The organism is Stenotrophomonas sp. Steno-Z4 (assembly GCF_056393145.1).
This window is the reverse complement of the sequence record NZ_JBWJPC010000007.1, coordinates 98882-112252: the sequence shown is the minus strand read 5'-3', so window position 1 is coordinate 112252 and position 13371 is coordinate 98882. Positions and strand designations below refer to the sequence as shown.

Sequence of the window (13371 nt, the reverse complement as noted above, 5' to 3'; positions counted from 1 at the left end):
GCTCAGCCCCCCTGGCTGAAACCGGCGCGCGGGCGCGAGCCCCACACGCCGTAGAAGAGGATGTAGCCGTAGCACAGCAACGGCAGGATGAAAGACAGGTGCAGGCCGATGCGGTCGGCCAGCAGGCCCTGCAGGAACGGGATGATCGCGCCACCGACGATGGCCATGATCAGCAGGCTGGAGGCCTTGTTGGTCAGCGCGCCCAGCCGCTCGATGCTGAGCGCGAAGATGGTCGGGAACATGATCGAGTTGAACAGGCCGATGGCCACCACCGAGTACATCGCCACCTGCCCTTCGGTGGCCATGGTCACTGCCAGCAGCACCGCGTTGGCCGCGGCAAACAGGGTAAGCAGGAGGCGCGGGGAGAAGCGGGTCATGATCGCCGAGCCGGCGAAGCGACCGATCATCGCCATCGTCCAGTAGGCGGACACGTAGCCGGTGGCCTGCTGTTCGGTCAGGCCGCCGATGTTCGGCATCGACAGGTAATTGACCAGGAAGCTGCCGATCGAGACTTCCGCACCGACGTAGAAGAAGATGCCCAGCACCCCGAAGGTCACATGGCGGTGGCGCAGCGCATCCATCAGGGTGTGCTTGACCGGGTCGGCCTGTTCGGTGGTTTCATTCAACGCCGGCAGGCGGAACAGGTAGACGAACACCGCCAGCAGCGCCAGCGCGATCGCCAGGCCCACGTACGGGCCCTGCACCGACTGTGCTTCCTGGGTGCGGTAGGCCAGCTGTTCGGCCGCGCCGAGTGCGGCCAGTTCATCGGCACTCTTGACCGTGTTGCCGAGGATCAGCAGGCCGCCGAAGATCGGCGCGATCGCCGTACCCAGCGAGTTCAACGCCTGCGCCAGGGTCAGGCGGCTCGAGGCGGTCTGTTCCGGGCCGAGCAGCGCCACGTACGGATTGGCCGCCACCTGCAGCACGGTGATGCCGGTGGCGAGCACGAACAGCGCACCAAGGAAGGCTTCATACACCCGCAGTTCGGCGGCCGGCCAGAAGCCGAGCGCGCCAACGGCGGCGATGGCCAGGCCGGCCACGATGCCCTTCTTGTAGCCCAGGTGCGCCACCAGCCGACCGGCCGGCAGCGACATCAGGAAGTACGCGCCGAAGAAGGTGAACTGCACCAGCATCGCCTTGGCGTAGTTCAGTTCGAACACCGCCTTCAGGTGCGGAATCAGGATGTCGTTGAGGCAGGTCAGGAACCCCCACATGAAGAAGATCGTGGTGGCCACCGCCAACGCCATGCGCGTGTTGACCACGGGCGCGGTGGATGACGATGTGGGCAGGCGATGCGTTGGAGAAATGGGCATGCGTAACGCGCCTCAGTGTGCGGGCAGGTGAAAGGGAACGGGATCAGCCGACGGCGGGACCGCTGCTGTCACGGATACGGAGCTGCACCGGTGCCACGGTATGGCGCGGTGCGGCGGTGGGATCGTCCAGCCGCTGCAGCAGCAGTTCGGCCGCCTGGCGGCCGCGCTCGCGCGGATTGACGGTAAGGGTGGTCAGCGGCGGCAACGCCACCGCTGCTTCGGAAATGTCATCGAACCCGGTCACCGCGAAATCGCGGCCCGGCTGCACGCCGCGCGAGGCCAGGCCCAGCATCAGGCCCAAGGCTACCGTGTCGTTGTAGCAGACCGCTGCGGTGGGCACGTCGCCGGCAAACAGCTCGCCCGAACGCGCGGCGGCTTCCAACCGGTTGGGCGCCGATTCAATGAGCCAGTCCGGCTTCACCGACAACCCCGCCTCTGCCAAGGCCTGCGCGTAGCCAGTACGCCGCTGGTGGCAGGAGCTGGACTCGGCATGGCCGCCGAAGAAGGCGATGCGGCGATGGCCCTGCTCGATCAGGTGGCGGGTGGCCAGGTAAGCGCCCTGCTGGTTGTCCAGGGTGAGGAAATCCCAGTCGCCGCCCTTGAGCTCGCGGTTGAACAGCAGCACGTTGGCATAGCCCACGGCCTGGCGCACTTCGGTGGCATCGCTGCCTTCGGCCGGCGACAGGATCAGGCCGGCCGGGGTGTGCTCCATCAGCGTGGTCAACACCGCCTGCTGCCGCACCGGCGATTCACCGGTGCTGCCCAGCAGGGTCACGTAGCCCTTCGCGCCAAGCGCCTCGTCTACACCGGACGCGAATTCGGCGAAGAACGGGTTGGACAGGTCGTTGATGACCAGTGCCACGCTGGTCGAGGTCCGCCGGCGCAGGTTGGCTGCGCCGCGGTTGTACACATAGCGCTGCCGGCGCAGTTCGGCTTCCACCCGCGCGCGGGTGTCGACATTGACCAGCGGGCTGCCCCGCAGCACCAGCGACACCGTGGCGCGCGACACGCCGATGGCATCGGCGATGTCGGTCACGGTGACCGCACGTGCGGCACCGGCACGGGGCGTGCTGGCGCGGGTTCCCTTGGCAGCGGAAGTGTCCTTTTTCATCGTGGCGTCGGCGTCCTCATGGTCCTGCAAGCCTAAACGATCACATCGGTCAACGGATCGCGGCCGGCGGGCTCATTCCAGCGCGGCCCCCGGAGTGGCGCAGTACGACACCGGCAGGGCGTCGACCTGGGTACCCCAACCGCTTTCCGGTGCGGTATCGCCCAGGGTGTAGGCGATGGTGCCGCCCTGCTGCAGGCGGTTCCAGTCCACCCACACCGGGGCATGCGCCTGGCCATCGACCTGCACGCCCTGCACGTACTGCAGCTTGCGGCCGTCGGCACCGGGAGCCTGCAGGCGCAGCGTGCGGCCCTGGCCGAGGTCGACCTCGACCTTGGCAAAGCGCGGGGTATGCAGCAGGAACTCGCCGCTGCCCGGCACCGCCGGGTACAGGCCCAGCGCGCTGAACAGGTACCAGGCCGACATGGTGCCCAGGTCATCGTTGCCGGTGACGCCATTGGGCGCGTTGGTGAACAGCTGCTGCGCGGCGCGCACCACCGTGGCGGTCTTCCACGGCTGGCCGATCAGCGTGTACATCCACGGGGTGTGCAGGTCCGGCTCGTTGTTGGGGTTGTAGCGGTACTGGTTGTAGTAGCTGTACGGGCCCACCACCCATTCCTTGCGGGCGGCCTGCAGCGGCGACTGCAGCAGCGCGTCGTAGGCAAAGAACGCATCGAGGCGCTTGCCGGCGTTCTCGCGGCCGTGCATGGCCTGGACCAGGCCGGGGATGTCCTGCTGGGCCAGCCACTGGTACTGCCATGCCGTGCCTTCATGGAACCCATGGTGCGAGCGCGGGCTGTAATGCCCGTCGGCCGGCAGGTACCACTTGCCATCGTCCATGCGCGGGCGCGGGAAGCCGCTCATGCCGGTTTCCTCGTCACGCACGCTCGGGTCCCACACCTTCTGCCAGTTGCGGCCGCGCTGGCGCAGCACGCCGGCATCGTCGGCATGGCCCAGGCCATCGGCCATCTGTGCCAGCGCGCAGTCGGCCAGGGCGTATTCCAGGGTGGCCGAGCCGCCGTGGTGCGGATCGACATCCATGCCCTTGGACGGGAAGGCGCGGTCGTAGGCGACGTAGCCATTCTCAACATAGCCCGGGTTGCCCGAGCGGCCGGCATGCCGCGAGTTCATCGGCGGCAGTTCGAACGCATTGCGGCGCAGTGCGGTGTAGGCCTCGCCTTCGCGCCCGGCCAGCGCGCCGAAGCGCCACAGGTCGACCATGAAGGGGGTGACCGGGTCGCCGGTCATGATGTTGGTTTCGAAGTTCGCGTAGCCCCAGCGCGGCAGCCAGCCGCCCTGCTCGTTGATCGCGAGCAGGCTGCGGCCGATATCCCTGGTCACCTGCGGGCGGGTCAGCGCCAGCCACTGGTTCTGCGCACGGTAGGTATCCCACAGCGAGAAATACTCGTAATAGGTCCAGCCCTCGGCGCGGTGGATGTTGTCGTCGTAGCCACGGTAGCGGCCGTCGGCATCGCTGCCGGTCAGCGGCTGCAGCAGCGCGTGGTACAGCGCGGTGTAGAGCACGGTGCGGTCGTCGGCATGCTTGCTGTCCACGCGCACGGTGGACAGTTCCTTGCGCCACTGCTGCTGCGACAGGCTGCGCATGCGCTCGAAGCCAAGCAGGCGGCCATCCTGCATGCCATCGCTGCGCAGGTTGGCGCGTGCGCCGTCGGCATCCACGTGCGAAATGGCGCTGACCGCGGTTACCGCGCGGCCCTTGGACAGGTCGAAGCTCAGCCACGCACCGCTGGGCTTGAGCTCGCCTTCCATGCCATGGCGGGCGCCGGGCAGGCCACCGCCCTCGCCCCAGGTGCCATGGGCCTTGAACGGGCGGTCGAATTCGATGCGGAACCAGGTGGTGTACTGGTGGCCACCGCAGAAGCTCTTGGTGACCAGCTTGCCTTCGACCACGCGGTCGCCGACCACGTCGATCACGCTGCCGATCACCGAATGGCGCTCGTTGGCCTGGCCCACGTTGACCAGCACGTGGCCGGTACCGGCGTCGGCCGGGAAGGTGTAGCGCTCGGCGGCGGCACGGGTGCGTGCGGTAGCTTCGGCGTCGATGCCGCCGTAGCTGGTCAGGCGCACCTTGTAGTAGCCGGCCTGGCCGACTTCGCCTTCGTGGGTGTAACCGGAGGCGTAGGCCTTGTGGTCGAAGCTCTTGGCGTTGTCGGTATCGAAATCACCGCCCGGGCCGATGGTGCCGGTCACCGGCAGCACCGAGACCTGGCCGCCCTGCTCCCAGCAGCCTGCGCCGGACAGGAAGGAATGGCCGAAGCCGCGGATCTTGGGATCGTCATAGCGCCAGCCGGCATAGTGTTCGCCGATGGGGCTCACCTGGATCAGGCCGAACGGGGCCGAGGCGCCCGGGAACGTATTGCCGTCATCCTTGCTGCCGATGAAGGTGTTGACCTCCCGCTCGAGCGCGGCCGGGGCGGCCTGCAGCATCGGGGTGAAGGCCAGCACGGCCAGGCAGGCCAGGCCCGCCAGCGGGCGGCGCAGGGGCGGAAGGGCAAGGCGGGACGGCAATCGGCGCATGCAGTGGGTCCTATGGTTTGGATCGCTCCAAAGTCACGACGACGTGAATTTAGATCGATTTAAGTAAACCATGGACAAATTGCGGGATGCATTCTGCGGCGCAACATAACAGACCACCCACCAGGGGCCATAGGCACATCTGCCCCCTCCCCGTCCATATTGCGCAGCAGCATGCGTCCCGGGCCCGGCCGTGTTAAAAATTCGCCGCCAGCGGTTTAGATCGATCCAACTCCAAACCGTCACAGAACCGGCCACGGCGGGCGTGGAGCCCTGTAACCCCACGCCAATTCGGCCTCCGAATTTAGATCGATACAACGTGTCAGCCATACGCTTCAATCCAAGGGAGAGAGTGGAATGAACCAGATGTCCCGCAAACACGGCCGCGACGCGTTGTCGGCCGCCATCACCTTCGCATTGGCCGCCGCCGCCTTCGTGCCGGCCGCCGCGTTCGCCCAGCAGGCCACCACCCCGTCCGAGACCCCCTCGGCAACCACGCTCGACAGCGTGCAGGTGACCGGCTACCGCTACGCCATCGAGAAGAGCCTGCAGCAGAAGCGCGACGCCAACGCCGTGGTCGAAGTGATCACGGCCGAAGACGTGGGCAAGTTCCCCGACAAGAACGTCGCCGATTCGCTGCAGCGCGTGCCGGGCGTGGTGATCACCCGTGACGGCGGCGAAGGCAAGAGCGTCAGCGTGCGCGGTCTGGACCCGGACCTGACCCTGACCCAGTTGAACGGCAATTACATCGCCACCTCGGAAACCAATGACGAGGCGAGCCGTTCGTTCAATTACACCCTGCTGCCGTCGAACATGCTGTCCAGCGCCGAGCTGTTCAAGTCGCCCGAAGCGCGCATCGACGAAGGCGGCATCGGCGGCACGGTCATCCTGCACACCCGCCGCCCGCTGGAGATGGAGTCCAACTCCGGCTACGTGACCCTGGAAGGCACCTCCTCGGACAACAGCCGCGACGTCGACCCGCAGGCGTCGGCGCTCTACTCCTGGCACAGCGACGACGAGCGCTTCGGCGTGCTGGTCGGCGTGACCCAGCAGAAGCGCACCAGCCGCACCATGGAAGCCACCACGGAAAACTACCAGTGGTATGGCACCGACACCACTGCGCGCGACGTGTTCGGCAATGACATGAACCAGGGGGGTGTCAACTACTGGTGGGGCAACTCCGGCTTCAACGACCAGAACGGCCGCAACTACACCGACTTCTACATGCCGACCTCGGTGAACTTCGCGGTCAAGGAAGAAGAGCGCCAGCGCAAGGGCGGTCAGCTGACCTTCCAGTTCAAGCCGACCGACAACGTAACGCTGACGGCGAACTACTTCCGCTTCGAGCTGGAGGGTGACTACACCCAGAACATGCTCAAGATTCCGGAATGGAACATGGCCCGCTACAACCAGGACGGCAACTGGGCCGGCGGTCGCCTGCTCAACGGCCTGACCATGGATCCCAGCGGCTCCATCGTCACCGGCGCGCAGTTCGAGAAGATCCCGGGCAAGACCTACTACTGCAGTGAAGACGAAGCTGCCGCCGCCGGCCTGCCGCCGGGTGGCTGGGGTCCGGACGATTGCACCATCCCCACCCCGCAGCTGACCGGCGATTACAGCCGCGAAAAGGCGCTGTCGCAGACCGCCGACCTGAGCGTCGACTGGGACATCAGCCCGCTGTGGAAGGCGTCCTTCAGCGGCGGCCGCACCTGGTCCGAAGGTGGCCCGTCGATGAAGTTCCGCATGTCGGCCAAGCCGCGCCGCCGTGTCGATGGCGTGTGGCAGACCGGCAACCAGTACTCGGCATGGGACCTGACCGGCACGCCGTCGGCCACGTTCTCGCCCGACCTGCAGCAGCAGCTGATGAACGGCATTGCTGAAGTGGACACCGGCTCGACCGATTCGTCGTGGATGCAGACCGAGATCAAGCAGAACCACTTCCAGGCCGACTTCACCAAGCTGTTCGAGACCGGCTGGCTGGATTCGTTCCAGTTCGGCGCCAAGTACAGCGATGGCAAGGTCCACCGCAATACCGGCAACACGTACTGGGTCTGCCCGGGCACCGACCCCGCCGACTATGACAACAACCGCTACCAGGCGGGCTGCGACAACACGGCCGGTATCGCGCAGCCGGGCTTCTTCCTGTCCAACCCGATCAGCGGCATCAACGGCGGTTTCAACGCCAACGTGTTCCCGGGCATCAACTACCCCGCGTACATCAACTACCTCAACGACCGCTACGGCGGTTCGCACAACCGCACCGAAGAAGATTTCGTCTACAACGTCAACGAGAAGGTCTACGCCGGCTACTTCCAGGCCAACTTCCGTACCGACCGCCTGCGCGGTAACGTCGGCCTGCGCGTGGTGCGTACCGAGCAGTTCGCACAGTCCAGCGATGCGATCGAACGCTTCAACGACTACTTCCTCGACAATGCGTCCGGTGCGCCGATGTCGTGTACCGACCCGGCGGCGGCAGCGTTCCCGACCTACGGTTGCGAAAGCGGCTTCGTCCGCCTGCCTGACAGCCTGGCGCGGCAGAAGTCGTTCGAGCTGATCGGCACCGACAAGACCTACACCGACTTCCTGCCGAGCTTCAACATCGCCTGGGACATCACCGAGAACCTGGTGCTGCGCGGCGCGGCGTCGAAGGTGATCGCGCGCCCGAGCTACACCAGCATTGCCGCACCGGGCGCACTGAGCTACTACAGCGCCGAGTACGTCAACGACCGTCGCGTCGCCGGTGGCGCGCCGCAGGAAGGCTGGCAGGGCCACGGCAGCAACAAGAACCTGGAGCCGTTCGAGGCCACCCAGTTCGACGTGGGCCTGGAGTGGTACTTCAAGCCGGGCGCGGTCGCGGGTATCGGCCTGTTCCGCAAGAACGTGGACAACTTCACCGTGCCGGTGGTGCGTGACGTGCAGATGGTGGTCGGCGGCGAGTCGGTCACGGTGCAGGATTACGAGACCCAGGCCAACGGCCGCGATGGCGTGTCGCAGGGCGTGGAGCTGTACGGTCAGTACACGTTCGACATGGGCTTCGGTGTGCAGGCCAACTACACCTACAACGACACCAACCTGGCCTCGATCGTGCTCGACGGTGAAAGCATCGGTTCGTCGCCGCTGGTCGGCAGCGCCAAGAACCAGGCCAACGTGACGGTGTTCTACGAGAACGAGAAGTTCCTGGCACGTGCCTCGTACAACCGTCGCGGTGAAGTGGTCGGTGGCCTGAACGGCGGCATGACCGAGTACACCGAGCCGTACGCACAGCTCGATCTGAACGTGGCCTACAACTTCACCGACGCGCTGACCTTCACCGCCTCCGTGTTGAATGCCACCAAGGAAGAACAGCGCGTCCACCTCGGCAACGATACCGATGCCCGTCTGATCTCCAGCCTGTACTCGGGCCGCCAGCTGTACTTCGGCGCGACCTACAAGTTCTAAGCGTCAACCCAACCCTGCCTTCGGGCAGGGGAAACGCTCCTCCACGGCAACCGCGCTTTCATAGGCGGTTGTCGTTTTTTTTTGGGCGTCGACTTCGATTATTTTCATGCGTTACTGGGCGCGGTGTGTTTCACGGCAGTCGTTTGGGAACCGACCCTACCCCGCCCTAGCGGCTTGCACCCTCGTAGAGCCACGCCCTGCGTGGCTGCTTGAGCCAACCGCACACGCAATCCGTCGGGGAGGCAGGCGGGTAGCCCCTGTAGGGACTGTCAAAAAACATGGATGTTTTTGCCAAGCCCCCACGGATGGGTTTACGGCGTGTCCCGTAAGGGGCTGCCCGACTGCCTCCCTGCTCGTAGCATTGAAGACGCTGCTGTTGCTGTTGCCTTACGAGACGATACCGTCCAGCGCAGCGCGCAACCCAGCCACGATGTTGGCATCCGTCTGCGTCCAGTCGTTGTCCAGGCCACGCAGGTTGGCATTGCGATAACGCATGCCCGAGACGCGGATCGCCTTTGCAGAGGCGTGCAGTTCACGGCATCCGGTGGCCGTCGCGATGCTGGCGATGTTGCCCGGCCCGATACCCGCGCCAGCCATGACCGACAGGCGCTCACCTGCCTGGGCGACCAGCCTGGCCAGCATGTCGCTACCCGCTTCCGCGCTGGCCTGGCCACCGGAACTCAGCACCCGCTGGCAGCCCAGCGCGATCACCTGCTCCAACGCGGTCGCCAGGTCGCGCGCAGCGTCGAATGCCCGGTGGAAGGTGACGCCCAGCGGGCCGGCGGCCGCGACCAGTTCGCGGCACAGCGCGGTGTCGATGTTGCCGTCTGTATCCAGCGCGCCGATCACCACCCCGTCGCACCCCAGCTGCCGGCACTGTGCGATATCGCGCAGCATGATGTCCGTTTCGAGGGCGTCGTAACGGAAGTCACCCGGGCGCGGGCGGATCAGCACGAACAGCGGAATCCGTAACCGATCCCTCGCCACCGCGATGCTGCCGTGGGACGGCGTGGTGCCGCCCTCGGCCAGGTTGTCGAACAGTTCGATGCGGTCGGCGCCGCCCTGCTGCGCCGCCAGGGCCGATGCAACGGAGTTCGAGGCGATCTCGAGGGTGCGCCGCTGCATGCTCAGGTCTGCTCGCTGGTGTATACCGAGGCCGAATCGCGCAGGTCGTCCTGGCGATCCTTGTCGCATACCGCGTAGACGAAACCGCGATGCAGTGCGTACGCGCCGACCTCACCATTGCGGTCCATGGCCAGGAAACAGACCTGCAGCGTCCTGCTGGCTTCGGGGCGCTTGCGCACCACCCGTGCGATCGCTTCGCGACAGGCTTCTGCCGGAGAGCGGCCCTGGCGCATCAGTTCCACCACCAGGAATGACGCTGCGTTGCGGATCATTTCCTCGCCTACGCCCGACGCGGTGGCCGCGCCCACCTCGTTGTCCACGTACAGGCCGGCACCGATGATCGGGCTGTCACCTACCCGACCATGCAGCTTCCACGCCATGCCGCTGGTGGTGCAGGCGCCGGCCAGCTGGCCCTGTGTATCCATGGCGAGGATGCCAAGCGTGTCGTGGTTGCTGCTGTCGCCTGGCCGCGTGCGCCGTTCGGCGTTGATCTCGGGGGTGTACTGCGCGGTCTTCAACCACTCCTGCCAGGCTTTTTCCGCGGCCGGAGTGAGCAGTTTTTCGCGCTTGAAGCCCTGCTGCACCGCGAACTGCTGGGCACCCTCGCCTACCAGCATCACGTGCGGGGTCTGTTCCATCACTTTGCGGGCAACCGATACCGGGTGCAGGATCTCGCTCAGCGCCGCCACCGAACCACAGCGGCCGTCGCCGGACATGATGCTGGCATCCAGGCTCAGCACCCCGTCGCGGTCCGGGTTGCCGCAGCGCCCCACGGTCGGATTGCACAGTTCGCTTTCCGCCCAGCGCGCTCCGGTTTCCACCGCATCCAACGCACTGCCGCCGGTGGACAACACTTTCCACGCAGCCTGGTTGGCGCCTACGCCGAAATCCCAGGTGGAAACGACCCGCGCGCGCCCGCTGGCCTTGGCCTGCACGCGCGGAAACGCCATCACGCCTGCGGCCAATGCACCGGCCTGTAGGAACTGTCTACGATCAGTCACTGGTTGCTCTCCCAACGCCATGAACCAGCCCGGGAGGGCCGGGAAAATGCTTATGCGGCCGCGCAGCGATGTTCGGCGTGCCATACGGCCGCGCCCACCACGCCCAACTCGCCATGTTCGACCCGCCATACCGGCACCTGTTCCAGTACCCGGCGCATCACGCCCTTGGCCAGGAAACGGGTGCGGAAATGGCCATCGTCGAGGAAACGGGCCACGTGGCTGGAGATCCCGCCGGCCAGGTACACCGAGCGCGCCCCGAAGGTCACCGCCAGGTCCCCGGCCAGGCTGCCCAGCCAACCGCAGAACACCTCCATCGTCTCGACCGCCAGCGCGTCGTCGCCCGCGTGCGCGGCGGCGATCAGGGCTTCCGGCGTGGTCCACTGCGGTTCCACCCCGCGAATGCCGCACAGGCAGGGATACAGGTTCATCAGGCCGCTGCCGGACAGGATGCGTTCGTTGTCCACGTGGTCCCAGCGCGCCAGCATCTGCTGCAGCACCTGCAGTTCCAGTGCGGTGCCGGCGCCGAGCGCGGCATGCCCGGCTTCGCTGGCCAGCACCGCGCGTGCACCGGCCTCGAAGCGCAGTGCGCCGCCCAGCCCCGTGCCCGGGCCCAGCACCAGGGCCGGCCAGCGGTTGCCGTTGGCTGGCTCGCCGTTCAACGCCACCAGGGTGTCCGCTGCCACGTGCGGAATCGCATAGGCGACGGCTTCGAAATCGTTGATCAGGTCCAGCGTGGCGAGCCCTGCGTCCCGGCGCGTGTCCGCCACCGAAACCGGCCACGGCAGGTTGGTGTTGACCAGGTGGTCGCCTTCCAGCAATCCGGCGATGGCGACCACGGCGGTGGCGGGAGCCAGGTGCTGCGAAGCCCGGAACGCGGCGAGGATGGCCGCCAGGCTGGGGAACTCGGCGCAGGCAAAACGACGCAGGTTGCGGATGCGCGGCGCCTGGCCGGGCACCACGTCGGCCAGGGCGAGGCGTGCGTAGGTACCTCCGACATCGGCGACGATCAACGTGTCGCCTTGGGAACCCGCGCGCGGGTGGACCGGATGCGCGTCCGGGAACGGTATTGCAACGCTCACGCGCAGGCCTTGGGTGGATTCGATGTCATTGCCGGGATTTTCGGTGATCGTGTTGGCTTTGCAAAGCCGGGGTTTGCCGTACCTGGGCGTATTGCGGTGTGCGCCCTGGACCGTTACGGGTTGGCTACCTGCAGGCGGTAGGTGGTACTGGCCGTTGCCGTGGGGCCGTCGGCGTGGACGGCGCGAACGTCCACTTTGTGGGCGCCAGCGGCCAGATCCGTCGGCAGCGCGCCGCGCCAGAGGTGCGGCGAGGGCGTGGCTTCGGGCGAGCGGTCGAAACCGCGCAGGCGTTCGGCGGTGTCGTCGGCGACGTTCTCGACCACCAGGCGGGGGTCCGGCTGCTCCACCCGCTTCATGCTCTGCCACGCGCCATCGTCGACGCGATACTCCACGAGCGTGTCGGCCTGGCCCATGAACACATTGGCGTACACGCCCCAGGCCGGGTAGGCGCCCTTGCGCAGCACCTTGGGCGCGTGCAGGGCGATCTGGTAATCATCCGGCGCGCGCGCCACGTAATAGCGCAGGCCGTACTCGCCACCCGGCTTCACCGAGAGCACTGCGTACCCATTCGGGGTGCCGTCGCTCATGGTGGCATCTGGAATGCCGCTGCTGTCTTTCACGCCTGACCAGAACGCACCGCAGGCCGCGCCCACGTTGTACTCATGCAGCGGCTTGCTGCCCTGCCAGCCTTCGGCCGCACCGTGGTAGTAGTGCTGCTGGGTGTGGCTGTGACCACTGAGGACCAGCACGTTCGGGAAATCCTTGAGCAGGGCGAACAGGCGCGCGCGGTCGGCGTGGCGGAAGGTCTCGCGGCCCGGCGCGGCATCGAACAGCGGAATGTGCATGCCCAGCACCAGCAGGCGGTCACGCGGCACGCTCTTGAGGTAGTTGGCCAGGAAGGTGAACTGGTCCGGGCGCAGGCCGCCGACGTACTTCGGCTTCGCCGTCGGGTCATACACCACGTCATCCAGGAACACGAAGCTGGCGCCGCCCTCCTCCACCGCGTAGGTGTCCGGGCCATAGACCGCGCGCCAGCTGTCCAGCGAATGGCGGTCATCGCCGGCATCCATGTCCAGGTCGTGGTTGCCCGGCACATGGAACCACGGCACCTGCAGCTGTGCGGTGGCCTTGTTGATCTGCGGGTACAGCGACAGATCGTCGTTGACGATGTCGCCCAGCGTGGTGCCCAGCCGCGCCGGATGCTTGCCGATGATCGGTTCGACGATGGCGCGATGGTAATAGCCCACGTCCTGGCGGCTGGCGGCCTGCGAATCGGTGAACACCAGCATCTCGAAGCCGGCGCGTGCGGCATCGGCGTCCTTGACCGGCTCCAGCGCGAAATCCCAGTTGCGCACATTGCCGCCGGTGGCGGCGATGCCGTCGTACTTCAACCGCGGCGACCCCTGCGGGGCGTAGTGCCGCCAGTAGCTGGGCATGCCGTTGGCCGCGGCGGGGAAGCGGAACTCGTCGGGCTTGATCACGAACACGGTCTGGCCATCGCGCACCGGCAGGCTGTAGCTGCCGTCGGCGGCGCTGCGCACGATCTGCTCACCGTTGGAGACCTGCACCCCTGCCAGCGCCGGGTCGGTCGGACCGCGACCGGGCTTGCCGTCGCGCTCCTGGTAGACCTTGCCGGTCACGGTCGCCTCGCTGGCCCAGGCAGGTGCGGACATCAACAGCAGGCAGGCCAGCCAGGCAGCAGTGCGGGTCATCGGGGCGTTCCGTTGGAGGTGGGCGATTGTAAAGCCGCACATCATCCCCTGTGGCCCGTT

General features: G+C 66.7%; 8 protein-coding genes. 1 reads left to right on the top strand and 7 read right to left on the bottom strand.

Annotation, left to right across the window (positions count from 1 at the left end):
* Positions 1-2: 2 nt before the first annotated feature.
* The 3 genes from fucP to AC06E7_RS16185 form a co-directional block, all read right to left on the bottom strand.
* Positions 3-1313 carry an L-fucose:H+ symporter permease gene (gene fucP / locus AC06E7_RS16195; protein ID WP_426805865.1) on the bottom strand — a complete coding sequence of 437 codons (1311 nt, stop codon included), beginning with the start codon at positions 1311-1313 and terminating at the stop codon, positions 3-5.
* Between the two features lie 43 nt (positions 1314-1356).
* Positions 1357-2424 carry a LacI family DNA-binding transcriptional regulator gene (locus tag AC06E7_RS16190; protein WP_093534539.1) on the bottom strand — a complete coding sequence of 356 codons (1068 nt, stop codon included), beginning with the start codon at positions 2422-2424 and terminating at the stop codon, positions 1357-1359.
* A 72-nt stretch (positions 2425-2496) separates the two neighbouring features.
* Positions 2497-4959: a GH92 family glycosyl hydrolase gene (locus AC06E7_RS16185; RefSeq protein ID WP_478065330.1), complete on the bottom strand. Its 2463-nt coding sequence runs from the start codon at positions 4957-4959 to the stop codon at positions 2497-2499.
* A 354-nt stretch (positions 4960-5313) separates the two neighbouring features.
* On the opposite strand from AC06E7_RS16185, the gene AC06E7_RS16180 reads away from it, so the two are divergent.
* The gene (locus AC06E7_RS16180; protein ID WP_426805867.1) at positions 5314-8394 is read left to right on the top strand and encodes a TonB-dependent receptor; all 3081 of its coding nucleotides are present in this window, start codon (positions 5314-5316) and stop codon (positions 8392-8394) included.
* 387 nt (positions 8395-8781) lie between these two features.
* On the opposite strand, the gene AC06E7_RS16175 is transcribed toward AC06E7_RS16180, so the two are convergent.
* The 4 genes from AC06E7_RS16175 to AC06E7_RS16160 form a co-directional block, all read right to left on the bottom strand.
* Positions 8782-9519 (bottom strand): copper homeostasis protein CutC, encoded by a 738-nt coding sequence (locus AC06E7_RS16175; RefSeq protein ID WP_478065329.1) that lies wholly within the window; start codon positions 9517-9519, stop codon positions 8782-8784.
* Between the two features lie 2 nt (positions 9520-9521).
* Positions 9522-10520 (bottom strand): glycosylasparaginase, encoded by a 999-nt coding sequence (locus tag AC06E7_RS16170; protein ID WP_478065328.1) that lies wholly within the window; start codon positions 10518-10520, stop codon positions 9522-9524.
* 50 nt (positions 10521-10570) lie between these two features.
* The gene (locus AC06E7_RS16165) at positions 10571-11587 is read right to left on the bottom strand and encodes a glucokinase (protein ID WP_478065385.1); all 1017 of its coding nucleotides are present in this window, start codon (positions 11585-11587) and stop codon (positions 10571-10573) included.
* Between the two features lie 125 nt (positions 11588-11712).
* Positions 11713-13311, bottom strand: a complete 1599-nt coding sequence (locus tag AC06E7_RS16160) for a calcineurin-like phosphoesterase C-terminal domain-containing protein (RefSeq protein WP_478065327.1) — start codon at positions 13309-13311, stop codon at positions 11713-11715.
* Positions 13312-13371 lie beyond the last annotated feature (60 nt).